Here is a 24,363-nt window from a genome sequence, read left to right as displayed (position 1 = left end):
GAGGATCATCATGAAAATGAAAAAATTACTTGCCTGCGGCTTGACAGCGCTCTTGCTGCTTGCCGGCTGTGGGAATTCAGCAACAAATGACGGATCGGACAAGGCTGCAAAGAGCAGCAAATCGCACTATCCGCTGACTATTCATAACTATACGAAGGCAGAAGGCGGAAAAGATTGGAAGAAGAAGGATCAAGTAGTGAAGAAGGAACCGAAGCGTGTGATGGCGACCACACGAACCGTGGCAGAACTGCTTCTTCATCTTGGCTTGAAAGACAGGATTGTCGGGGTTGGCGGCAACTTTGGCGCTGCGGATACATCGGTTGAGAAACAGTATAATTCATTGAAGAAACTTGGCAGTTCCTATGTTGGTAAAGAAGTGGCGATCGGAACCAATCCGGACATTATTGTCAGCCGCGGCGATTTGTTTGACAATGCAGACTGGGGTGTTGGAACAGTCGATTCGCTGAACTCTATGGGCGTCGGTACGTATGCACTTAAGTCCTCGATCCGCGGGGGTACGTATAATGACATTTACGAAGATATTGATAATCTCGGGAAAATTTTTAATGTCCAAGATAAAGCCAAGGCATTTTCCAATAAACTGAAGGCTCATCAGAAAAAGATTAATGCACAATTATCCAAAATAAAAAAGCCGCAAACTTTTGCCTATCTGCATATGTCTGATCCAAAAGAGGTTTACGTCTATTCTGCCTATGGTGAGACATTCTTCAATAACGCATTCAAGATGGTCAAACTGAGTAATGTCTTCCAAAATGTAAATGGCAATGTCAGCGTTGAAACGCTGGTGAAAACCGACCCGGATGTGCTGATTGTTCTGGATTGGGGAGCGGACGGAAGCAAGATGAAAAAGGCTCTTTACTCAAACCCGAAGTTGTCCAGTATGAAGGCGATCAAAAATAAAAAAATATATAGCATGGACTACAATTATCTGTTCAGCTACAGCTACAACACGCTTGATGGTTTGGATACACTCGCGAAAGAAATGTACCCTGATTTGTATAAATAAGTGAATCAGGGCACGGGTGATTGAGGCAGGCGTTCAAGAGATTTTTCAGTAAAGGAGTGTACTAATGAGCGATTTATATGATGTGACCATCATCGGCGGAGGGCCTGCCGGCCTCTACACAGCTTTCTACAGTGGTATGCGTGCTTTGAAGACGAAAATCATCGAAGCGAAAAATGATTTAGGCGGCGTCATTACTCATTTTTATCCGGAAAAAACGATCTACGATGTTGGCGGTGTAGTCACCATTACAGGTGAGGCGTTAGTTGAGCAGTTAACTCGTCAAGCGGAAACATTCCAGCCGAAGATTGTAACCAATCAGGTCATCGACCGCATGGAGAAACGAGAGGACGGCTCGTTTAACCTGATCAGCACGAATGGTGATGTGCATCATACACGCAAAATCATCCTAGCAGTTGGGTGCGGAACCTTTGAGGTCAATAAGCTGCAGCTTGAAGGGGCTGAGCGATTTGAAGGTAGAGGCCTCTTTTATGCCGTGCGCCACTTGCAACAGTTTTCCGGTAAGGATGTGGTCATCTCCGGCGGCGGTGACGGAGCACTCGACTGGGCGGCGGAACTTGCGCCGATTTGTAGGAAAGTAACCGTTGTCTACAGGGGTGAGCAATTTACTCGTGCGCTCGAGCATCAGGTTGAACGGCTGAAGAGCCATTCAGTTGATGTATTGCTTGATTCCGAGATTGTCGCGCTGTCAGGTTCAGAGAAGCTGGAATCTGTTATAGTGCGCTCTGCGAATAAAGCAGAGAAGATCCGGGCTGACGCGCTTATTGTGAATCATGGCTTCCAATATGGACTTGGAGGAATTGAGCGATGGGGACTGTCTCTGGAGAATAACGGTATTGTCGTTGATTCACGAATGGAGTCCACAATTAAAGGCATTTTCGCGATCGGTAATGCCGCATCATACGCGCAAAAGGTTTACTTAATCGCCGCCGGCTTTGTTGAAGGACCGATTGCCGTGAACAGTATCAAACATGACTTGGATCCCGAGGCACCGTCTCAGGCGATGGTCAGCACCCATCATGAACGATGGCATAAGCAACTAGACTAAATGCAAGAGCTGTCTGATCAGTCATTTTGACTTTGAGGCAGCTCTTTTTTTACGCTATGGAATTCCCGTAGGCTTGTGCTCATTTGCAGTAGTTAAGATAGTCTTTGAACAAATAGATGTTCATTTTTCGTATGCCCCATAATGAGATTGCCGCTATAATTTAACTAATGATAACACCAGTAACTTTTTTAAATCGAAACGAGGTGCTTGGCGGTGATTAGCGATGAGTCGAAGAAAAGAAAATACTATCAAGCTCTGGTTAATCGAGATTCAACCTTTGATGGCATTTTTTTTGCCGCCATTAAAACAACCGGGGTATTCTGTCATGCAACTTGCCCCGCAAGAAAGCCGAACTATGAAAATTGCTTGTTTTATGAGACGGCAGAGGAAGCACTTTTAGCAGGTTTCCGCCCATGTAAGCGATGCAATCCCTTATCATTTCCTCAGGGACAATCACCGCTCGTTCAAAAAATGGTTGCGCTCGTTGAAGAAAATCCTGAAAAGAGATGGAAGGATTCTGATTTTAACGAACTGGGCATCCATGCTGCAACAGCTCGAAGACAGTTCAAGAAGAACTACAACATGACCTTTGTACAATATGCCAGAGCAAGAAGAATGGGGATCGCGATGAAATCAATACGCACGGGAGAAAAAATCATTAATACACAAATTGATTTGGGCTATACGTCTTCAAGCGGATTTCATGATGCTTTTTCTAAAATTATGGGCAGAACACCGAATATGTCTAAAAAGATAATAACGCTCTATGCAAGTTGGATTGATACGCCTTTAGGTCCCATGGTGAGTATTGTTGACGAAAATTTTCTCTATTTACTCGAATTTGCCGATAGACGGGGATTGGAGAGAGAAATTGAACGTTTAAGAAATCGACTAAATGCCTCTATAATACCAGGGATGACTGATCGATCAAATCAAATTGAAAGTGAGCTCAATCACTATTTTGATAAAGGTTTAACCGTATTTAAAACACCAATTATGCTTCTGGGTTCCGATTTTCAGAAAAGTGTTTGGAAACAATTAATGACTATTAGGACGGGTGAGACCGCAACGTACAAAGATATAGCTGGATTAATCGGCAATCCGAAGGCAGTTCGCGCAATTGGAAATGCGAATGGTGCCAATCAACTCGCCATCATTGTTCCATGTCATCGAGTGATTCAGTCGGATGGTACTCTTGGCGGATACGGCGGTGGAGTTGAAAGGAAGAAGTGGCTGCTGACTCATGAAAAGACCGCAGCACAATGCTTGCTTAAATAGGTCAGGCGCGTATTCAAAAGGTAATCATACTTATTTATTGTCGCATCTCACTTCCTTTGTTAAACTTAATTTGTTGGTAAAAAAATTGGAGGTTCTCCCTTTGACAGCATACATGAGATTAAGAATCACTTCTTTCATTCGCTAATTAAATACGTTTGAGAGCTCTGACTGTGCTCAGAGTAGTGGGATTGGTCTGTCTGTTTTCAGGGAACCTTATCATAAAGGTGATGAAAAAGAGGGGAGAGTGCTCCCCTCTTTTTTGATGCCTGAATCAGGCGATTCGCGCGTAAACAGTGCATGGCTGTAGTAAAAATTAGAAGAGAAATGAGTGATTTACCGTGAATACAATAAATTCTCCTCTAAAGGAGCATTGGTTAAAGAATATTATCCTCTTTTTGAGCAGTCAGACGATATCGCTCTTTGGATCGTCATTGGTTCAATACGCGATGATGTGGTATGTCACGCTGCGAACGGGATCCGGGTTGATGATGACGGTATACATCATTTGCGGGTTTATTCCGACTTTTCTGTTGTCTCCCGTCGCGGGGGTTTGGGCAGATCGATTTAACAGAAAGAACATCATTATGTTGTCAGATGGGTTAGTCGCCACGGCAACACTCATTCTAGCCATTTTCTTTTTAGCCGGATTTGACTCGATTTGGCTGCTCTTTCTTATGGCGGCGATTCGCGCCTTTGGAACGGGGATCCAGACACCGGCAGTCGGCGCAATTCTGCCGCAAATTGTGCCCAAGGATAAATTGACGAAGGTGAACGGTACGAACGGCAGCATCCAGGCGGTGATCATGTTCGTCTCGCCAATTGTCAGTGCCGCTCTGCTGACCATGGCGTCTATCGAAATCATCTTTTTTATCGATGTCGTTACTGCTGCCCTTGCAATCACAACAATGCTCACCTTTGTCAAAGTATCTGTACATGAAAAAGCATTGAAGAAGCAGACGACGAGCTACTTCAACGACTTTAGGGAAGGATTGCGCTATGTTAATAACCACGGATTTCTGAAGGTCTTCTTCCTGTACTTTGCTGTCTTCTTTGTCTTGATGGCACCGGCAGCCTTCCTGACTCCGCTGCAGGTCACACGTACATTCGGCAGTGATGTTTGGCGCTTGACAGCGGTTGAGATCGCGTTTTCCGTCGGCATGATGGCCGGGGGCGGGATCATTGCATCCTGGGGCGGATTTCAAAATAGAATGAAGACAATGACCTTTTCAGCCCTGCTGATGGGATTCTGTACGTTCGCACTGGGAGCGTTCGTTTACAACTTCTGGATCTATCTCACCTTTATGGCCCTGTTCGGTGTGGCCATGCCAATCTTAAATACACCGACGACCGTACTGCTGCAGGAGAAAGTCGAAGAGGATTATTTGGGCCGTGTTTTCGGGGTGATGGGGATGATTTCAACATCGATGATGCCATTGGGGATGCTGGTCTTTGGGCCGATTGCGGATCTCATCCGAATCGAATGGCTGCTCCTTGGAACTGGTGCGGTCATGTTTGTTCTGGCCCTGTTCATGGGAAGAAACAAAGTATTGCTCGAAGCGGGCAAACCGGTTACACAAAATTAAAAATAATTTCTAAACAAAAATGAATGAAGCGCTTGAACGGACCCCCTGAAGTTGAATTAATCAACTTCAGGGGGCTTTTCTTTTGCAGGTTAAGAAAGTTTATCGTTTTGCCTTGTCGGTATGACGATAAGGTCATAAGGTTCGGTTGGGCTGGGCGATCAGGTAAGCGTCCGATCTGAGAAATAAACGGAAAAATTCCGCCTAATTCGAAAATAAACAAGAAAATAGCTTAAATAGACGGAGAAATTCCGCTTATCGAATCGAAAAACGTGAAAATGGAGGATTTTTCTGTGAATAAGCGAAAAAATTACCCTTATTTACCTGTGAAACAAGCGTCATGATGCAAATAACCGGAAAATCTCCGCTTATTTTATTCTGGCCGCGATACTGAATTAAGAAAACTTGGCTCGGCCAAGCCTCTGGCGAAGGCGAAGACTTAGTTGCGACGGCCATGGACGGCCTAGTGTCCGGTGAGCCGCAGGACGCGGCGTTTTTTCGGACCGCTTACACTCGTTTCCTTTAAATGTTTTCTTATACTTTCCTACCAGTGTGAACTAGAAATGTATGTTCACGCACAAGGTTGATGATTCAAAACGGTATTTGGAACAAAGGGGCTTTCGTATGTAAGGAACTTTCGCTAAGTACGCATATGACTTGTATGCAACGCGAAAGTCACCGCATCCTGCGGAAGTAAGGATCGAGCCGCCCGGTTTTTCTTACAGAGAAACCTCATCAGTTGGATCAAATAAAATAATTTTTTTCAGCAGATGAAAAAAATCAAAAAAATTATTTAATGGGGTTGTTAACGAACGAAAACAGAGGTATATTGTGTTAGGGAATTAAAGTTAACTAAAGGAAACAATAATTCGTCAATGAAAGGAGATTGGTAATGAGAAAATGGGAATGTGACGATTAATTGATCTTTCACAGCAGACAGTTAGATTTGGAAGAACGTCATTATGGATCACTTCTCAATCGAAGAAGAAATTATGGTCATGATAATAATCGATATCACTTGGTTTTTGCTGTGACCATGATTTCTTGTTGCAAGGACGGCACGAAGTGAATCAATTGATTCTGAATTTCAATGTCGGTGCCGGGGAAGATCGGATTGATCCATCAAGTTTTCAGATTGGAAAAAATAGTTGAATCGAGAGGTGTGGAAGTATGTCTGATTTGGAAGATGTTAAACAACCCCAGCGTCGTAAATTACTTGAGTATGCAAACGGACCAAGTCTCGAAGAAATTAACAGTACGGTTCAAGTACCAAAAGACGGAACCTTTTGGCGAAATTTAGCCGCTTTTTCAGGCCCGGGAGCGCTTGTTGCAGTCGGTTATATGGATCCTGGAAACTGGGTGACTTCGATTGGCGGCGGTGCGCAATATGGCTATCTATTAATTTCCGTCATCCTTATTTCAAGTTTGATCGCGATGCTGCTTCAGTACATGTCTGCAAAACTGGGCATTGTAGCGCAAATGGATTTAGCTCAGGCAACACGTGCTCATTCAGGAAAAGTCTTAGGAGTCGTACTTTGGATTACAACTGAGGCGGCCATATGTGCAACCGATATTGCTGAAGTAATCGGTGGTGCCATCGCGCTTCAATTATTGTTCCACATCCCGCTTGTGGTCGGTGTTTCGTTGACCGTTCTTGATGTTCTGCTGCTGCTCTTGTTGACTAAGTTGGGCTTTAGAAAAATTGAAGCCATTGTTATCACTTTAATTGCAGTCATTTTGCTCGTTTTCCTCTATGAAGTAGCTATTTCTAACCCTAATATTGCGGCTATGTTTTCCGGATTTGTTCCGAAACCTGAAATTTTGCATACCGGACAATTAACGATGGCTCTCGGCATTGTCGGCGCGACGGTCATGCCGCACAATCTTTATCTGCATTCATCCATTGCACAATCGCGCAAGATTGATCATAGCAATGAAAAAGAAGTTGCCACAGCGGTCAAGTTCGCAACTTGGGATTCTAATATTCAACTGTCCGGTGCGTTTATTATCAATTGTTTGCTGCTTATATTAGGTGCCGCCCTGTTCTTCGGACATGGTGAAGGTCTTGGCACGTTTACTTCTCTTTTTAACGCATTGCAGGACAATAAGCTGGCCGGTGCGGTAGCCAGTCCTATTTTAAGCATACTATTTGCCGTCGCACTTCTTGCTTCCGGGCAGAACTCGACGATTACAGGTACACTGACCGGGCAGATTGTCATGGAAGGATTTATTCACATGACAATGCCTTTGTGGGCGCGTCGTTTGATCACACGTCTGATCTCCGTTATTCCTGTTTTAGCATGCACGATTATTTATCATGGTGAAGAAAGCGCAATGGATAACTTGCTCGTGAATTCGCAGGTATTCTTGTCAATTGCCTTGCCGATATCCATGATTCCACTGACCCTTTTTACCAGTTCCAAGAAAATCATGGGCGAACGTTTTGTAAATAAACTGTGGGTAACGATTGTCGCTTGGTTATGTACCATTGTGCTCACATATCTTAACTTGCAAATTGTTTGGCAATTCATTACATCCTTGTGATGACTGAATGGAGGAATAATTGATGAAGGAAGATTTTTCTCATATATTAGTGGGCGTTGATGATTCGGCAGATGCACAGTTAGCATTCAGATATGCGTTGAATCGTGCAAAGAGAGATAAACTGAAGCTGACCATTGTATCCATATTAGAAAAAGGGGATATGAATGTCTATCAAGCGCTGAATAAGGATTTTATTCACGGCAAGCGTGAGGATCTGGAAGCGCATGTTCAGGTTTATAAAAAGGTTGCATTGGATTTTGGCGTAGAGAAGGTTGATGCTATTGTAGCCGAAGGCGTGCCAGGTGAACTAATCGTAAAAGATATCATTCCTCACACAGACGCCGATTTATTAGTTGTCGGTTCTGAAGACAAAAAAGGTATTGCCAAACATTTTGGCAGCCAGGCAGCATATATGGCAAAATATTCCCCTATTTCAGTCCTTGTGGTTCGCTGATGTTCGGGTAAAGTGAGTATCGAGCTGTTTATGTAATAGAGCAGGATTATTATAGATTATGATTAAGATTCAGGAAGATTTTATTCCTGGATTTTTTCTGTTCTCAATCTTATATAAAATATTTACTGTAGATGGTGTAAGGCGTACTATTAAAGATAAAATGCGTAGAAAAAGAATCTGAACAGGTTCTTTTATGGGCTTGGGCGAGAAGGCAGGACATTTAAAGAAAAATGGATACCACGACAGAATGTGGAATACAGATGTGAGATGAAGAAATCGTGACAGACAAAAAAATCATCGTGCAATTTACGATGCTGACATTTTGCATAGCCTATATTGCGTCAGGTGCTTTGATTGCTCTTGGGCAATTCGGATTTTCGGTTCACGCTACAATTCAAGAATCGTTACAGCACCCTGTAATGAGCATTCCTTTTGCAATCTATATTTTGTCGCCCGCTATTGCTTCATGTATCGTTCTGAAGAAAAATAACAAAATAGCAGGTTTTAAGGAATGGTTGAAAACTGTTTTCTACGCCAAAAATAACATATCTCTCTATTTGTTCGTTGTTGCAGGGCTTGCGCTGTACTTTTTGATACATCTTGCAGTTTCAGGTCGCACGGAAATGGTGCTTCCATTTTATACGTTCTTCCTTGCCCTACCTGGTAATCTTATTATCGGTGGCTTGGAGGAAGCCGGTTGGATGTACATATTGCAGCCTGAGCTTAACAAAAAATATGGCTTTGTTTTATCTGCTGTTTCTGTTGGAATCATTTGGGTTTTATGGCATATCCCGCTCTTCTTCATTCCGGGGACGAATCACTGCGCGGGACTCATTAACTTTTGGATGTTTGCCGTTCAAGTCATTGCATTTCGGTTTTTCTACGGGGCAGTCTACAAAATATCCGGAAAAGGCCGCGTGTTTATGTGCGTATTATTCCACACCATGTTCAATGCGGCATCCCCCATCTTTGGCACCATGACGATGACTTGGGCGGGAACCATTGTCGCAAATGCTGTGATGGTTCTTGGTTCAATTGTAACCGTTGTGATATACGACAAAAAGAGCAGGCGAATAGTATAAGCACTTTCTTCATTACGCCTTAGTTCAATGCCTATCCAGCCAGTGCTCCGCTGACAAAGGGGAAGAATAAAATCTTGTCCCATTCCCGGGTTACTTTATTTTACGGTAAAACCGGTTCCGCTACATCAAGGGTAGTCGTTAGCTTTTTGGTGTGGCCCTGCCCTCTTTTTACACAAATAAGAAAGTATAAAAATTTAGAGGAATTTAGTGTAAGTGCAACTAAACCTCTGTCTGCGCCAAGGCTTGCCAATCGGCAAGTTTTCTTTAGAGGTTGTCGATAGCAAAGTGACAAAGGCAATATAGCCTGAACAAAATGAAGACCAGCGCATTAAGACGCTGGCCGGGTAGCCCAAGGATTATAGCCCTAGAGCGAACGATCATTTTGAAGGGCGGTTTAATTAATCGCTTTATTATAGTTACTTTTTTGCCAGTTTCTCCAACTTCCAGTAGTTTGGTTTTCCGCTTCCTAGGAGTGGGATTTCATTGATCGTTTCAATGCTGACCGGCATGTAGAGCATCGACATTTTCTTACCTTTGATAAACTTCTTGAGATCTCGCGACGAAACCTTGGGCTTTGTTGTGAACATGATGATTTGTTCCCCTTTTCGCTTGTCGGGAATACATACAGCATAGAAATTAGACTCACCAAAGCATTCCAAGGCTAATTCTTCAACCTTATTCAGAGAGATCATCTCGCCGGCAATTTTTGCGAACCGTTTTAATCGGCCAATGATGTGAATAAATCCATCCTTATCAATCTCGGCAATATCTCCGGTATTGTACCATTCGCCGCAAGGAACAAACCCTTGTCCATGAATGAGATAACCTTTCATCACATTCGGGCCTTTGAGCATCAGGTTTCCGCCTTCGTTAACCCCTTCGACCTTAGCGATTTTCGCTTCCATCAGGGGGATTAACGGACCAACTGTGCCCGCCTTATAACGCTCATGCGTATTCAGAGAGATAATTGGCGAGGTTTCCGTTGCTCCGTAACCTTCTAAGATGGTGATCCCAAATTTATCCTGGTAGGTTTTCCTAACGTCATTTTGCAATTTCTCTGCACCGGCAACGACAATGCGCAGCGTCTGGAACTGTTCCTTCGTCGCAAATTTGGCGTAGTTCTCAAAAAAGGTGTTTGTGGCGACAAAAAGCGTACTTTTATCTTTTTCAATTGCCTTTGGAATCTCCTTGTAGCGGAGCGGAGACGGGTAAAGATACGCTTTTACATTCGTGACAAGCGGTAAAATGGAACCAACCGTCATGCCGAATGAATGGAAGAGCGGCAGCGGATTGAAAATACGATCCGTTTCTCTGACTTCGATATGTGCAAAGGTCTGCTTAATATTCGCAAAAATGTTGCGATGAGTCAGCACAACACCTTTTGGTTTTGACTCCGTACCGGAAGTGAATAGGATCACTTCGCCGGGCGCCTTTTTCTTTAATCCAGATGTCCTTGTTTCGATCAGACCGGCAATTTTATTAAAGGTAGTAATCCCGCTCGCCAGATCCTCAAGATAGATTACTTTAACCTGCTTCTCCATTTCTTCAACAACGAAACCGAGATCTGCCTTTTTAACAAATTCTCGTGATGTAATCACTGTTCCGAGTGAAGCAGTTTCAATACAGTCGATGATGTTCGTCGCGCCCATCGTAAAGTTTAAAAGGCAAGGCGTTTGTTCGTTTTTAAACAGACCGAAGAGCACAATGACCTGACCGACCACATTAGGCAGATAGAGACCGACTCTCTGATCATTTCCGATTGTTTGCTCCAGCTTCTTGCTCATGATAGTAACCGCAATTAAGAACTTCTTGTAGGTGTATGAACTGCTTGTATCCTCAATAACTACTTTCTTCGGATGTGCCTTCGCCTGTTTGACCATCTCATCAAATAAGTTCACATCCTCAGGTATTTGTAACGTCAAAACGTTCACTCCCATGTAAAAGCATTCAGTTTCAGTTTATCACATTAATCGTTACGAAAAGCAAGGCAGAATGTTTCAAAACGCTGCCCTTACCCTTATTATGGACATATCTACTACTATCTTAAAACTAATGTGCTTGTCTATCTGTTCATTTCCGCATGGAGGAACAATGAATGGAAGAAGCGAATGTAAAATTAGGAGGAACTGGTAGGAATGGATACAAGACTAAAGAAAATCATTGACTTAACGTGCGCCAAATTCGGATTGCAGAACTATTATTTGGATCGTTATCAACTATTTCGGAAGGTTAACATCTTTAATGATACGGAATACACACTATCTATGGAATGGTTTCCAAACCAAGGTCCGGCACATGCAGAGGATGAAAATCCGGATGGAACAGCAGTGATTGAGATTGACGTGAATACGGAGAAAGTGAAAAGCGTCATTTTTGTCAACAATCGTTCCTTTGCCAGTGGGGTCAAATTTGACGAGAAACAGGATATGATCAAATGGGTGGAAAAGGAGACAGGACTCGTCTACAGAAAGCAATTTCAACAGAAAAAAGATGAAACGAACGAGTTGTCCTTTAGCGAATGTGTGGACGGAGTTGCACTTTTTCCCTCGGGCTGGGTTGAGATTAAATGCGATCCGCAAGGGAATTTAACGATGTTTTCAGCTTATGTACATGCACCGACTGAAAAGCAAGTTAAAAAAGATACGTACTCGCTGACACTCGATAAGATTGAGCATTTGGCGGAAGAACGCTTGATTTTTACCGAAATTCCTCTATTTGATCAAGAAGAACGCGTTCCTGTCTATGCTATTGACGAGATTTATGTCACGAATAACTGCATGACGACCATTGGCTATGAGGGCATTATAAGTGACATGAATGAACGACCATTTAACCTGGTAGATAAGACGATTTATTGGGACAAGCCTCTGGGCAAACACCGCAAAAGAAAAGTGATTCACTGGACCGATGAAACAACAATTGAGCAGGCGTTCTCACGTGAGCCGAATCCGGATTCGTTACCAATCAAAAAATCGGAACAGAAGATGTGCATTGATGCGGTTAAAGCGTTCTTAAGCCGAGAATATCCGGACGAATCAGGAAAATGGACATTAAAAGCGTTGTACCGTGATAAAGGGTACATCCTTGCCGTAGTAAGGCCTGTTCATAAAAATCGACTTTTATTACAAAGAAAACTCACCCTTATGATTGATTGCAACACCCTTCACCTATGCAATTTTGTTGATAACAAACCTTTTTTGGATTCGATTGATCAGTTTCAAACAACTGGGAAAATAACGGTGACAAAGGAAGAAGCATACGCGAAAATTAAACCGTTTCTCGAATTAAAGCCTTATTATGTCTATGATTTTAAACAAAATCAATATATACTATGCGGAAAATTAGACTGTGACTATGGTGTGAATGCATCCAGTGGAGAAGTGGTAGCTTTAGATAAGTTGTTTGATTAATTTTTGCTGAACAAGGTAATTCTTTGGAAAAATTCCCAATAGCTGATAACAAATTCATTATTGGAAACGTTTTCCCGGAATGATCACGTAGCATTGTGCCTGATAAAATACCGTGTAACATAAAAGTATACACAAGCCTAATCTTTTAGGTTTTCTACACAGATGGTAGAAGTGAAACAGTATGTGGGGAAAGATAGCTCACCATATAATCTTTAAAAAAGAGCAGGAGGATGGCACATGGGACTTGGTTATATAGGTACTTATACGAATGGAGAAAGCATAGGTATTTACTCTTTTTCACTTGATGAGAACAAGGAGCAGTTGAGCAGTTTGGAGGTTGCCGCACATTTAGACAATCCCACTTATCTAGCGATCAACAAAGATCAGACACGTTTATATTCAGTGGTCAAAGAAGGAAATAAGGGCGGTGTCTGTTCTTTTGCTCTTTCTCAGGACGGGACGCTGAAGAAAATAACTCAGGATCTCACAGAGGGTGCTCCTCCATGTTATCTCAATACGAACAACGACGATACGATTCTAGTGGCAGCAAATTATCATAAAGGCGCGGCTGCCGCTTATCGATGGAATACAGAAAAAGACAATGAGTTGACTGAGATTACAACCGTTCATCACGAAGGGCACGGTGCAAATCCGGAGCGTCAAGAGCACGCGCATGTTCATTTTGCTGACTTCACCCCGGATCAGCGTTCTGTCGTAACTGTAGACCTTGGAACAGATCAACTGATCACTTATGATTTGCAAAATGAACAATTCCAGCAGCGCAGTATTTGTATATTTGCTCCCGGAACCGGACCGAGACATCTTGTTTTTCATCCGAATGCACGGTTCGCTTACGTATTGTCTGAGTTAAGTTCAGAAATCATTGTGCTTCAGTTTGATCCTGAAAGAGGAAGCTTTACTCGCGTGCAAACTGTCAGTTCCTTACCGGACAACAATCAAGATCATAATCAAGGAGGCGCGATCAAAATTTCAGCGGATGGTCGATTTATTTATGTGTCCAATCGCGGTCATGACAGCATTGGTAGTTATCAAGTGCGTGAAGAAGGAGGCACATTGAAACCGGTAGGATTTTGTCCATCAGGCGGTGAATGGCCAAGAGATTTTGAATTGGATCCATCAGGAAATTTTGTGATTGTCGCCAATCAAAACTCGAACAATCTTGTTCTCTTTAAGCGGAATAAGGAAACGGGTTTATTAACGAATCTCAGGAGTTCATTATCTGTTCCGAATCCGGTTTGTGTTAAATTTCTTAAATAGAATTAAATCATTGCTGAGTGTGTGTAGGAATGAGATCTAAAATTCGGTTGGGCGATCAGGTAAGCGCCCAATCTGATAATTAAGCGGAAAAATTCCGCTTAATTAGAAATTGCATGAAAAAATTGCTTAAATAGACGGAGAAATTCCGCTTATCGAATCGAAAAACATGAAAATGGAGCCTTTTTCTGTGAATAAGCGGAAAAATTACCCTTATTTCCCGGTGAAACAAGCACCATGATGCATATAACCGGAAAATCTCCGCTTATTTTATTCCGGCCATGTTACTTACTTAAGGATCCAAATGATTTATTAGAAAACTTGGCTTCGCCAAGCCCCTGGCGAAGGCGGAGACTTAGTTGCGACGGCCATGGACGGCCTAGTGTTCGGTGAGCTGCAGGACGCGGCGTTTTTTCGGACCGCTTACACTCGTTTCCTTTAAATGTTTTCTTATACTTTCCTACCAGTGTGAAACAGAAATGTCTGTTCAAGACAAGGTTGATGATGATTAAAAACGGTATTTGGAGCAAAGGAACTTTCGTATTGTAAGAAACTTTCGCTAAGTGTAAGGGAGCTTTCGCTAAGGTAATGGAACTGGAAATGGAACTTTCGCTAACTACGCATACGTCCTGCAAGCAACGCGAAAGTTATCACATCCTGTGGAAGTAAGGACCGGGCGTTTTTTGCCCGGTTATTGCCGTTAGAAGGTATGGGGCAAAGTGAATGGACAAAGAACGCAATTGAAAAAGCCACTCACTGAATCAGCGAGTGGCCATTTTGTTTTTTTCATGGAATTAAAACAATGCCAGCTGATTTTTCAGGCTGTATGCGACGCCATTGTAATTGCAGTCGAGCGTGACATAGGAGCTGATTTCTTTAATCGAAGGAATGGCATTTCCCATAGCAACCCGTGTTGCGGCCGTGCGAAACATGGGAAGATCGTTTGTGCTGTCGCCGATGACAATGGTATCTTTCGGGTTGACACCGTAATGTTTCGCTAACTGGCGGATTGCTTTGCCCTTGTCGGCTTTATTTGAGTTGAACTCCACTGTATACCCAACCGAGTTGGTGCAAGAACTATCCGTTCGATCAGCGAAATGCTCTTTGAAATCAGCAAGAACATGTTTATCAAAGGAAAAAATGAGTAGTTTGTAAACAGGACAACCGCGGTGAATAAGCATACTTATCTTTGATTGCGGTTTCCAACCTGCCTGATTAAACTGGACTTCTGCTCGCGCCCAAGCTTTTTGCGCCGTTTCTGTTGTCAGATACGCTTCTGATTGTTCAAGTTCTTTCTGGAGAATCAGCTTGCCGTCCGGTGGTGCGAGCAGATCATTTTCCACTGTTGCCTCATAGTAGAGATGATGGTGTTCCGCATAGGCAATCAGTTTTTCAGCGGCGTATTGAGGGATCGGCTCCTCACTCAGAAGCTGACCACTGCGATCAAAAATGGTCGCCCCGTTCGAAGCGATCACGGGCAGCCGCACTTTATTCCTAAGTAGTGCCCGAACATCCATGATTGCGCGCCCTGTTGCAATTGCTACAATATGGTGTTCTGAAGCTGCCGATAGCGCATGCATGTTTTCGGCACTGATTCTATGATCTTTGTTTAATAGTGTTCCGTCCAGATCAATGGCGACCAGTTTCACAAGCAACACTCCTCATTACTTTAATTGTGGCCGGTTGCTTTCACTTGAGTGTCGATGTAAAGAGTACGGATTCCCCGGCTTTGACTTGGGTCAATTCTGACCATGCAAAAGAAAATTTATCTTCCGCAGTGTTCGTGATCACGATCGGGACAACGATTCCTTTTCCTTTTTCACTGATGTAATCAAAATCCACCTTCATCACTGGTTGACCCGCTTTGACCTTGTCTCCGACTTTAACGAGATTTTCAAAGCCCTCGCCCTTGAGCTCTACGGTATCCAGCCCAATATGGACAAGAACCTCTTCGCCTAATTTCGAGCGGATGCCGAATGCGTGCTTGGTCGACGCGAGTTGAATCACTTCACCGTCGACGGGAGCAACGATGGTATGTGTCCGAATATCCGGTGTGATCGCCATTCCTTCACCCATCATTTTTTCAGAGAAGACCGGATCAGGAACATCCGTGACCATTAGAGATTTACCTGATATTGGTGCATAAACCTTTTCTTCTTTCAGTGTTTGTTTTTGAAATAGTTTGCCGAACATATCAATCGCCTCTTTCAATTTTTTGTTAACTCGTTTTCAACTAAAGAAAGTCAGTCTTGTCAATGCAAAGCTGCACAGCAATGAGAGAAGAACTAGTCCTGCTGCCATTGCCGTAAACAAGCGATAGTGCAGCAAATTGCGAATCGAAAAGCTGTCTTTCAGCTGTGCGTCTGAATGCATTATAACGAAAGCAGACATGATAGCGGTTACAATGTTGCCTGCTAAAAGTTGACAGATGGACAGTAGAACTAAAATTACGTAACTAAAATTTCTTCCTTCCGTGCTGTCAAGGTCACGAGATAATTGAAACAGAAGATAGCCCCAAAACAAGTTCAGCATGACTGCCATGAACATTACCGAATAAAGCGGATGAGAGAGCAGCAGTGTATGAAAATCGGTTTTTTCCCGTATCATGGTCAAAACAAGATAGGCCACATAAAGGAACGGGAGAATCAGCGTGAAAGCAGTCAGATATCCGTATAGTTTTTTAAAAGATATCTGAATCATAAGCAGGCTTCGGATTCTATGTTTCATTGTCTACCGCCTTCCTTTTCTGAAATTTGTTTAACATAGCCAAAAAAGAATGCTTCGCACAGAACGGATAACGCAGCCAAAGCTGTCGGATCCTCCGAGACATGCATTGTCTTATGGATCGGATATTCTTTGGCAAGGAAATAGAGATTGTAAGGTACAAGATTAGCTAACTCGTTACGCTCAAAACGAGTGTTGGTTATTGAGAGAATGGGAACATTTTTCATACTGAGAAAACGAATATTATCAAGTATATCTGATATATCGCCACTCAACGAAACGACAATCAAGAGGTCCTCTTCACTGAGGTAGGGAATAATCATCTCAAGTTCCCGTTTTGCCGCAAGATTATGAATCATCTTACCGCTATTAAGAAAATTACGTTCCAAGTCATTGATTGCATTACGCTGTGCCCAGCCTGTTCCGTAAGCGAATATATTCTTTGCCGAATTGATTTTATCATAAATCGGCGCAAGATCAGTTTTATTAAATAAATCCATCGTCTTGCGAATGTCTGTTAAGGTCTGCTGGATATAGTCCATGCTCTGTTCCAGTTCGGGTTCCAGGTCGTTCTTCAGTGAATATTTAAATTCACTGAACCCGGAAAAGCCGAGTTTCTGAGCAGTGCGCAGAATGGATGACTTTGAAATTTTGCAGCTTTTAGCCAATTCTGTAATGCTTTGCTCCGCACATTCTTTTTTATGGTCAATGATGTAATGCAGAGTGGATAAATCGGTTTCATTCAGTTGGTCGTAATTTTTATTAATCAGCATCTCAAGCTTCATTAGGATAATCCTGTCTCCTTGAAACCATAACTTTTTCAAGTTAAGTTTCGATTAATGAGCAAGGTTTGTGGGAGCAGGCATTCAGTTGTGAACGTTTTCAGAAAGGGAAAACGTGAGAAGCCCTGATACTCCAATACCCTGCTACTAAAAAGCATAGCAGGGTATTAGGCAATTGGCAATGAGTGATCAGTTTAAACTAAGTTCCAATGCGTTCACTTTTTCGTCTTTTTTCAATTCCGGCCAGAATTCTTTATTTGCTTCAACTAAGTCATCAAGGATTTTCTTAGCTACCGCTGCATCCGGAACCGTATGCGACAAGGTCAGTGCCTGCCATAGTTTTAAGTAAGAGTGTTCAACCCACGCATCAACCGCTAGTTTTTCAACAGCCACTTGCTGTTCCAATAAACCTTTTTGGAAACGCGGGATTGTGCCCATAGCCAATCGTTCCGGACCATTTGCTCCGACAACACATGGGACTTCGACCATAGCTGTCGGTTCGAAATTGGAGACAGCACCATTATTCTCAACGATAACCAGCATGCGTTCGTGTGTGTTGTACGCGATCGCGCGGGAGAGATCAACGATGTAGTTCGAATGATCGTCCGGTTCGAATTTCAAGCCTTCAATTGATTGTGACGCCGCGATTCTTCGGCATTCACTGAATACGAATTTCTCACGACCAGCGCGAACTTCATCTGTACGTGTATGATGTGGATCCATGTGTTCCGCTTCGTATTTCGTGTACAGATAGTATTGTAAGTAGGTATTTGGGAAACGCTCCGGATCAAGAGCAAAGGTATTCTTCGCCATACCAAAGGTGGCTTCCCAGCTGGCCTCAGTGCCTTGCTCATGAGGAAGCAGATAGCCGTGTTCCGCTACGTACTCGCGAATCTTCGGCATCAAATCGTTTCCTTGTTTGTCACGAACAGATGTCCACCAGCCGAAGTGATTCAGTCCGAAATAGCGAACTTCCAGATCGTTGTAGTATTTAAGGCCGACAACCTGAGCCATTCGTTCTTGAATACCGACCGGCATATCGCAGATGTTGAGAATTTTCGAATTCGGTCTCAGACGACGAGTTGCTTCGGCAACGATTGAGGCTGGGTTTGAATAGTTGAGCATCCAGGCATTCGGTGAATATTTCTCCATATAATCAGCGATTTCCAGCACACCGCCGATGGAACGGAGGCCGTAAGCGATACCGCCGGGGCCACAGGTTTCTTGACCAATAACGCCGTATTTCAATGGAATCTTTTCATCTTTATCACGCATTGCATATTTTCCGACACGAATCTGAGCCATAACAAAGTCAACATCAGTGAAACCCTCTTCTGGATCGGTCGTTGCAACGAACTTGATTTCCGGTGCTTTTTCTCTAAGGATGACTTCGCATGCGTCGCCAATGACTTTCTGACGTTCGCCGTCATTATCGTAAAGCTTTAATTGACGGATCGGGAAACGGTCCAGGTGTTTGAGTAGTGTCATGACAATGCCTGGGGTATAGGTACTTCCGCCGCCGGCAATTACAATGGAAAACTTCTTCATTATGAATCCCTCCATTTTAAGTTTCTGATTGATTTTTTTGGTTCATTTTCGTCTACATCCCTCATGTTACTCATTTTCTAAACGGTTACAATAGTTTCAAGAGTAATAGGGAAAGCGTTTTCTTCATTGGGTAAAGTCACGTTTCTTGGGAATTTTCTCAAAGGCTAATCTGGATAGATTCTTGCAATGGATAAAGAGTTGTGCGCCTGAACATGATTTCTAAAAATCTGTCAAAACGGGAGCCCTGTTTTCAGGGCTTTTGAAAACAAAATGGATTAGTGATTTGATAATCTCGTCACTTGAAAGGATTCAATGAAAACAATGAAGAAAGTGTAGTAATAATGTAAGCAGAGGCTCCGCAACAAAACGAACAGCCTTAGTATTGATGCATACGATTTACTTTATTTTTCCATAATTTACATGTGAAAGCCTGTGACAATTCCCAACAGTTGAAACCTTTCTCTTTAATGGTGACTTATTCCCGCTTTATCACAAATGTATTGTAAACGTGTTTATTTAACTTAAAATTATCACGTAAGCGTTTTCATAATTGGAATTTGAATTACATGTCGTTCAAATGGGTCCTATCAGATATTAAACAGGAGGCGGTTCAGATGATGCAAAAGATTCAACGTTTTGGCGGAGCAATGTTTACACCTGTATTATTGTTTGCTTTTTCAGGATTAATGCTAGCAATATCAATCATGTTGACGAATCCATTGATTGTCGGCGGTATCGCGGATACGAGCACCTTTTGGTATAAGTTCTGGATGATTATTCAGAATGGTGGGTGGACAGTATTTAATCAAATGGAATTACTGTTTGTTGTTGGTTTGCCTATTGGTCTCGCAAAAGAAGCCAATGGACGGGCGGCAATGGAGTCCGTTATCGTTTATCTTACTTTTAATTATTATGTGAATACGATCCTAGGATTCTGGGGCAAAACATTCGGCGTCAATTTCAATGTTGATCCGACCCAGGTGCAGGGAACAGGCTTAAAGTTAATTGCCGGAATTAAGACGCTGGATACAAGCGTTCTCGGTGCAATCGTGCTTTCGGCGATTGTTGTCTGGCTGCACAACAAGTACTTTAATACGAAACTACCAGAATGGCTTGGGGTCTTCCAAGGATCCGCATTTGTTGTTATTCTTGGCTTTTTCACCATGCTTCCCGTTGCCTTTTTAGCTTGCTGGCTTTGGCCGATGGTGCAACAAGGAATTTCATCACTGCAGGTTTTCATGGCTTCATCGGGAGTTATCGGAGTGTTCATTTACAGCTTTCTTGAACGTGTACTGATCCCGACCGGACTTCATCATTTTATCTATCTTCCTTTCATGTATGGGCCGGCAGTGACTCCAGATGGAATTATTAAGAGCTGGCTTGCCAATATGCAGAGTTTCTCTGAATCAACGAAATCGTTAAAACAGCTGTTCCCAGCAGGCGGCTTTGCTTTGTTTGGTAACGATAAAATTTGGCCGCCTATTGGCATTGCCGCTGCATTCTACGTAACAGCGAAACCTGAGAAAAGAAAAAAGCTACTCGCACTGCTCATTCCAGCTGTTCTGACAGCCGTTGCGGCAGGAATCACGGAGCCTTTTGAATTCACGTTCCTGTTTGCAGCTCCAGTGTTGTTTGTGGTTCACGCACTGCTTTGCGGTCTCATGGACGCGACGATGTACTTTTTCGGTGTTGTCGGCAGTATGGATAGCGGCATCATTGATATGGCGACCAAGAACTGGATTCCACTGTTTGCGAATCATTGGATGACCTATGTAGCTCAATGGATTATCGGAATAATTTTTATTGCCATCTATTTCTTCTTGTTCCGTTTCTTAATTCTGAAATTCAACTTTGCGACTCCTGGACGTGAAGCTGATGAGGAAGAGACTCAACTGTATACCAAAGCGGATTACAAAAATAAAGTAGCAGGCGGGAAAAATGGAGCAGCAGGCAATCAATTTACGGAATCGGCCGCTGTTTATCTCGATGCGCTTGGCGGCTACGACAACATTCAAGATGTCACAAACTGCGCAACACGACTTCGGATCACTGTCAAGGATGATAGCATCGTTCAGCCTGATGGAGCGTTCAAAGCAGGCGGTGCTCACGGTGTTGTCCGCCATGGCAAAGCATTCCAGGTTATTGTCGGTTTGTCGGTTCCTCAGGTTCGCGAAGAATTTGAGAAACTCATAAAAAAGGGTATTCAATAAGGAAAAAATAATCAATTCGAGACAGATCCATTATTCTTGTCAAACACCTTGCCGTGATTCATGGGTAAGGTGTTTTGATTTGAAAAATGAAAGGGGGACAACAAAAATGGTTAAAGAAAATGATGCCATGAAAAGTGTACATTTGATAGTTTCCGGTCGCGTTCAAGGCGTAGGTTTTCGGTACTTTATCAAACAAATCGCAGCTCAGCATTACATAAAAGGATGGATCAGAAACAGAGACGATGGGCGAGTGGAAATAGCAGCTGAAGGGACAGCTCAGCAAGTGGATTCATTCATTCGAAAGATCAGACGTGGGACCTTTCTTGCTCGAGTTGAAGACATTGAAATTCACATGTGCGCGCCTCAGAACTACACTGCGTTTGATGAAAAAGCAACTGTCTAATGCCATGCTAAATGAATTGTTATCATAAATGGTTCACTTGATTAGATATCGATAAAACGATAAAATATGCATATAATAAAATCTGGAGGTGTGGATGATGCCTGAGATACGACCAAGTTCTGATTTGCGAAATAAGTACAATGAAATTTCGCAGTTTTGTCATGAGTACTCTGAGCCTGTTTATCTTACGAAGAATGGCAAGGGAGATCTGGCGGTTATGAGTATTGATACCTATGAACAGCTGGTTGGAAAGTTTGAGCTTTACAATTTATTAGCCAAAGGCGAAGAGTCTCTAAAAAATGATGAAGCCATACCTGCTGATGAAGCGTTTAAGCGAATTGAGGACGGCCTGACTGAATGAGTACCTATAATTTAATAATGAGTATATCGGCAGTGAATGATCTGCAGGAAATTTCAAGATATATCGCAAAGGAATTACAAGAACCGGAAACGGCTCAAAAGCTCGTTGCCAAAATCAAAAGAACCGTGATGAGTTTATCTGAAATGCCGACTCGTTATCCTTGTGTGACTGATCAGTATTTAGCTTCTCGGGGAATTCGAAGAATAGTCGTTGATCATTACCTTGTCTTTTATCTTATTCATGAAGAGGATCGCGTAGTTTCGATTATCCGAATCCTTTACAGCAAGCGAAACTGGGAGCATTTGATATAGGTTTTTGTGACTTTTTTGATCCTCTCAGCGCAGTGCATCATAAGAAAGCTATTCATCAATTAAAATTGTTTTTCCTTCCTTTCTCGCCACAACTTCGAGACGCAGATCAACTTAAAGCTTTGGGCTTAATTCTCTAAAAAATGTGCAAAATCGTTCATCCAATAATCACTGCTTAGTTGTTATTCCCTGGATAAATTTAACGGGTAGGATAATATTTTGAATCTTATCCGGGCTGATGCCGCTGTTCAATGCATTTAACATGTTGATACTGGATTGGGCGAGCTCTTCTACAGGTTGTCTCAGTGAAGAAATTATGATTGGTTGTGTTGGATAAGGTCTGCTGCCGTCAAAACCAATAATCTGTACTTGTTCGGGTATTAATCGTCCAAGGGAGCGTAATTCGAAGCAGCAAATCCCGGCATACTGCTCAGAGACAGCAAAAATACCGTCGATGTCCGTACGTGTATGCTCACCAAATTGTTCTTTTAGATAGTTTCGAAGCAAGTTTGTATATTTTACATCTGAACAGTTAACATCAAAGACCTTGTAATTAAGGTTATGTTCCTCACAATAATCAATAAAACCTATTTTTCGTTGTCCGTAGCTCTCTTTCACGTGGTCTGATAACCGCGAAACAACGAGCAAAGATTTAGCGCCTTTCTCATGCAAAATCTTGGCCGCCATTTTACCAGTGACGGGGAACCATGGCTCACGATTAATCCAAATTATCAAAAGATAAATGTTGCGGAAACGGTTCAAAGAAAAGACTCGGTATTCTACTATTATCAGAAGCTCATTGAACTATGTCAAAAATATGACATTATTACGAATGGCGAGTATCAATTAGATGCCCAGGAAGATGAACAGATTTTTGCATTTCGAAGAGTTGGTCAAAAAGAAACACTTCTTGTTGTGACGAACTTCTCGGATCACGAAAAGACCTATCGTTTATCGGAGGATCTCAAACACTATAGTGGGAAGCTTTTGATCAATAACTATGATCGGAAAACAGATCTGCATGATGAGTTACAGATAAAGCCTTATGAGGCAATCGTCTATCTGTTGTCTTGAATGCAATCGTAAAAAAAGACATCAACTAAGCTCCTATGCTGAAATGATGGAACGTTTTTTCTCTACCTTCGTTCTGGATTTTGGCAATGGAGTTTTTTTAAAAGGAAAAACTATATGAGGCAAGGCGTTAGATATTTCAGCGTGCTCCTCGCAAATAGGGTGCGTCTGTTATAATATTTATGGAAATCATAAAAAAAACAGATCAAAATCCAATACATACAGCAACGAAAAAACGACTTGAGGATGTGAGCGATTTGACCGCAAATGAACAGTCAGACACAACAAAACGATTAGATGTACCCCTGATCAAACAAAGGCCGGAGCTGCCTACCGGATGTGAAGGCGTCGCCTTAACGATGGCGCTCCACTACTACGGCATAAACATCGACAAGCAAACGATTGTTGACCAAATGCCCCTCGACACAACACCGATGACAAGCAATGAAGACGGCTCAATTAAAACATGGGGCGATCCAGAAGACGGTTTTGTCGGCGATCCTCGCGGTGATGGCATTACGATTAATCCCAATCCATTAAAACGAGTGCTCGACCAATACCGGAGCGGCGGGATCGCTCTATATGGCCAAGACTTCAGCGTCATCCAGGATTATGTGTCAAACGGAAAGCCTGTCCTTGTCTGGTTCACCATTTCTCATGAAATGCCAATCCTTAGATACTGGCATACACCGGCAGGCAAAGAGGTCTTCGCCCCAAGACCGCTGCACTGCATCGTTGTCACCGGCGTAGACAGTGACTACGTCTACTTCAATGACTGCGAATCCACCGAACTGAGTGGAAAAAATGTGAAGGTGAAGAAGAACAAGTTCATCAAGATCTATGATGCGATGGGACGTAGAGCGTTGGTGGTGAGTTGAATAAAAATTCGGCGATCATCCTAGAAAGCTTTATTAAATATTAATGAAGGAAAAATTTATCATGCTGTGTGCATTAAGCCCTCAGGGGAAAGAATATCCATTCAGAGTAGCGCTTGCTCTTGCCACACTGGTCATGATCTATGGATATATGAAGCTTAGAAAATGGGGCTTCTGGGCAATGATCAGCTATTCGTTTCTCTTTGGCACAATAAGTTTGGCACTAACGTCAGCGCACCATCAACAGCCCTTCATTGGCAATATGATATGGTCAATTCTGGTTTTGCTTTATACGATTCATACTAGGAAAGCTTTTTTTCAAAAGCAGCTATTTAGCTGAGATACTATTGATGCTGTGCGGATGA

24 protein-coding genes are annotated in these 24,363 nt (G+C 42.7%); 17 read left to right on the top strand and 7 right to left on the bottom strand.

Features of this window, described 5'->3' with window-relative positions; translation table 11 throughout:
* The first annotated feature begins 10 nt into the window (after positions 1-10).
* From ABWW58_RS09415 to ABWW58_RS09380, 8 genes are all read left to right on the top strand, one after another.
* Entirely contained in the window at positions 11-1,027 is a 1,017-nt protein-coding gene (locus ABWW58_RS09415; protein ID WP_353868890.1) for an ABC transporter substrate-binding protein, read from the top strand.
* A gap of 64 nt (positions 1,028-1,091) precedes the next feature.
* Positions 1,092-2,093, top strand: a complete 1,002-nt coding sequence (locus tag ABWW58_RS09410; RefSeq protein WP_353868889.1) for an NAD(P)/FAD-dependent oxidoreductase — start codon at positions 1,092-1,094, stop codon at positions 2,091-2,093.
* A gap of 216 nt (positions 2,094-2,309) precedes the next feature.
* Positions 2,310-3,371, top strand: coding sequence for a bifunctional transcriptional activator/DNA repair enzyme AdaA (locus ABWW58_RS09405; protein ID WP_445783429.1), 1,062 nt, complete (start codon positions 2,310-2,312; stop codon positions 3,369-3,371).
* A 338-nt stretch (positions 3,372-3,709) separates the two neighbouring features.
* A complete protein-coding gene (locus ABWW58_RS09400; protein ID WP_353868887.1) occupies positions 3,710-4,954 on the top strand; it encodes an MFS transporter in 1,245 nt (414 codons plus the stop codon).
* A 1,167-nt stretch (positions 4,955-6,121) separates the two neighbouring features.
* On the top strand, positions 6,122-7,495 hold the full coding sequence (locus ABWW58_RS09395) for an Nramp family divalent metal transporter (protein WP_353868886.1): 1,374 nt from the start codon (positions 6,122-6,124) through the stop codon (positions 7,493-7,495).
* A gap of 22 nt (positions 7,496-7,517) precedes the next feature.
* A complete protein-coding gene (locus tag ABWW58_RS09390; protein WP_353868885.1) occupies positions 7,518-7,949 on the top strand; it encodes a universal stress protein in 432 nt (143 codons plus the stop codon).
* A gap of 193 nt (positions 7,950-8,142) precedes the next feature.
* Positions 8,143-8,220, top strand: coding sequence for a hypothetical protein (locus tag ABWW58_RS09385; protein ID WP_353869080.1), 78 nt, complete (start codon positions 8,143-8,145; stop codon positions 8,218-8,220).
* Positions 8,221-8,227: 7 nt separating this feature from the next.
* Positions 8,228-9,031: a CPBP family intramembrane glutamic endopeptidase gene (locus ABWW58_RS09380; RefSeq protein ID WP_353868884.1), complete on the top strand. Its 804-nt coding sequence runs from the start codon at positions 8,228-8,230 to the stop codon at positions 9,029-9,031.
* A 416-nt stretch (positions 9,032-9,447) separates the two neighbouring features.
* Here the strand turns inward: ABWW58_RS09380 and ABWW58_RS09375 are convergent, their stop codons facing one another.
* Entirely contained in the window at positions 9,448-10,962 is a 1,515-nt protein-coding gene (locus tag ABWW58_RS09375; protein ID WP_353869079.1) for an AMP-binding protein, read from the bottom strand.
* Between the two features lie 204 nt (positions 10,963-11,166).
* Between ABWW58_RS09375 and ABWW58_RS09370 the strand changes: the two genes are divergently transcribed.
* Both ABWW58_RS09370 and ABWW58_RS09365 read left to right on the top strand, forming a co-directional pair.
* On the top strand, positions 11,167-12,441 hold the full coding sequence (locus ABWW58_RS09370) for a hypothetical protein (protein ID WP_353868883.1): 1,275 nt from the start codon (positions 11,167-11,169) through the stop codon (positions 12,439-12,441).
* A gap of 237 nt (positions 12,442-12,678) precedes the next feature.
* Positions 12,679-13,719 carry a lactonase family protein gene (locus tag ABWW58_RS09365; protein WP_353868882.1) on the top strand — a complete coding sequence of 347 codons (1,041 nt, stop codon included), beginning with the start codon at positions 12,679-12,681 and terminating at the stop codon, positions 13,717-13,719.
* 791 nt (positions 13,720-14,510) lie between these two features.
* Here the strand turns inward: ABWW58_RS09365 and ABWW58_RS09360 are convergent.
* The 5 genes from ABWW58_RS09360 to ABWW58_RS09340 form a co-directional block, all read right to left on the bottom strand.
* Positions 14,511-15,365: a Cof-type HAD-IIB family hydrolase gene (locus ABWW58_RS09360; protein ID WP_353868881.1), complete on the bottom strand. Its 855-nt coding sequence runs from the start codon at positions 15,363-15,365 to the stop codon at positions 14,511-14,513.
* A gap of 40 nt (positions 15,366-15,405) precedes the next feature.
* Positions 15,406-15,909 (bottom strand): PTS sugar transporter subunit IIA, encoded by a 504-nt coding sequence (locus ABWW58_RS09355; protein ID WP_353868880.1) that lies wholly within the window; start codon positions 15,907-15,909, stop codon positions 15,406-15,408.
* Positions 15,910-15,945: 36 nt separating this feature from the next.
* Entirely contained in the window at positions 15,946-16,443 is a 498-nt protein-coding gene (locus tag ABWW58_RS09350) for a hypothetical protein (protein WP_353868879.1), read from the bottom strand.
* A complete protein-coding gene (locus ABWW58_RS09345) occupies positions 16,440-17,225 on the bottom strand; it encodes a MurR/RpiR family transcriptional regulator (protein ID WP_353868878.1) in 786 nt (261 codons plus the stop codon). The genes ABWW58_RS09350 and ABWW58_RS09345 overlap by 4 nt, the downstream gene beginning before the upstream one ends.
* A gap of 186 nt (positions 17,226-17,411) precedes the next feature.
* Positions 17,412-18,770: a 6-phospho-alpha-glucosidase gene (locus tag ABWW58_RS09340; protein ID WP_353868877.1), complete on the bottom strand. Its 1,359-nt coding sequence runs from the start codon at positions 18,768-18,770 to the stop codon at positions 17,412-17,414.
* A 614-nt stretch (positions 18,771-19,384) separates the two neighbouring features.
* Here ABWW58_RS09340 and ABWW58_RS09335 point away from each other — a divergent pair.
* The 4 genes from ABWW58_RS09335 (at position 19,385) to ABWW58_RS09320 (ending at position 22,055) form a co-directional block, all read left to right on the top strand.
* Positions 19,385-20,980 carry an alpha-glucoside-specific PTS transporter subunit IIBC gene (locus ABWW58_RS09335; protein ID WP_353868876.1) on the top strand — a complete coding sequence of 532 codons (1,596 nt, stop codon included), beginning with the start codon at positions 19,385-19,387 and terminating at the stop codon, positions 20,978-20,980.
* 106 nt (positions 20,981-21,086) lie between these two features.
* The gene (locus tag ABWW58_RS09330; RefSeq protein ID WP_353868875.1) at positions 21,087-21,383 is read left to right on the top strand and encodes an acylphosphatase; all 297 of its coding nucleotides are present in this window, start codon (positions 21,087-21,089) and stop codon (positions 21,381-21,383) included.
* Positions 21,384-21,480: 97 nt separating this feature from the next.
* Positions 21,481-21,744: a type II toxin-antitoxin system Phd/YefM family antitoxin gene (locus tag ABWW58_RS09325; protein WP_353868874.1), complete on the top strand. Its 264-nt coding sequence runs from the start codon at positions 21,481-21,483 to the stop codon at positions 21,742-21,744.
* Positions 21,741-22,055 carry a type II toxin-antitoxin system RelE/ParE family toxin gene (locus ABWW58_RS09320; protein WP_353868873.1) on the top strand — a complete coding sequence of 105 codons (315 nt, stop codon included), beginning with the start codon at positions 21,741-21,743 and terminating at the stop codon, positions 22,053-22,055. Before ABWW58_RS09325 ends, ABWW58_RS09320 begins: the two co-directional genes overlap by 4 nt.
* A gap of 165 nt (positions 22,056-22,220) precedes the next feature.
* Here the strand turns inward: ABWW58_RS09320 and ABWW58_RS09315 are convergent, their stop codons facing one another.
* Complete coding sequence (locus ABWW58_RS09315) at positions 22,221-22,724, bottom strand: substrate-binding domain-containing protein (RefSeq protein WP_353868872.1); 504 nt, start codon at positions 22,722-22,724, stop codon at positions 22,221-22,223.
* On the opposite strand from ABWW58_RS09315, the gene ABWW58_RS09310 reads away from it, so the two are divergent.
* The 3 genes from ABWW58_RS09310 (at position 22,719) to ABWW58_RS09300 (ending at position 24,338) form a co-directional block, all read left to right on the top strand.
* Positions 22,719-23,126 carry an alpha-amylase family glycosyl hydrolase gene (locus tag ABWW58_RS09310; protein WP_353868871.1) on the top strand — a complete coding sequence of 136 codons (408 nt, stop codon included), beginning with the start codon at positions 22,719-22,721 and terminating at the stop codon, positions 23,124-23,126. The genes ABWW58_RS09315 and ABWW58_RS09310 overlap by 6 nt on opposite strands.
* A gap of 254 nt (positions 23,127-23,380) precedes the next feature.
* Complete coding sequence (locus tag ABWW58_RS09305; RefSeq protein ID WP_353868870.1) at positions 23,381-24,001, top strand: C39 family peptidase; 621 nt, start codon at positions 23,381-23,383, stop codon at positions 23,999-24,001.
* A gap of 61 nt (positions 24,002-24,062) precedes the next feature.
* On the top strand, positions 24,063-24,338 hold the full coding sequence (locus ABWW58_RS09300; RefSeq protein WP_353868869.1) for a hypothetical protein: 276 nt from the start codon (positions 24,063-24,065) through the stop codon (positions 24,336-24,338).
* The last annotated feature ends 25 nt before the right edge of the window (positions 24,339-24,363 follow it).

This window comes from Sporolactobacillus caesalpiniae (assembly GCF_040513385.1).
In the GTDB taxonomy this organism is placed as follows: domain Bacteria; phylum Bacillota; class Bacilli; order Bacillales; family Sporolactobacillaceae; genus Sporolactobacillus.
This window is presented reverse-complemented; position numbering and strand designations above follow the sequence as displayed.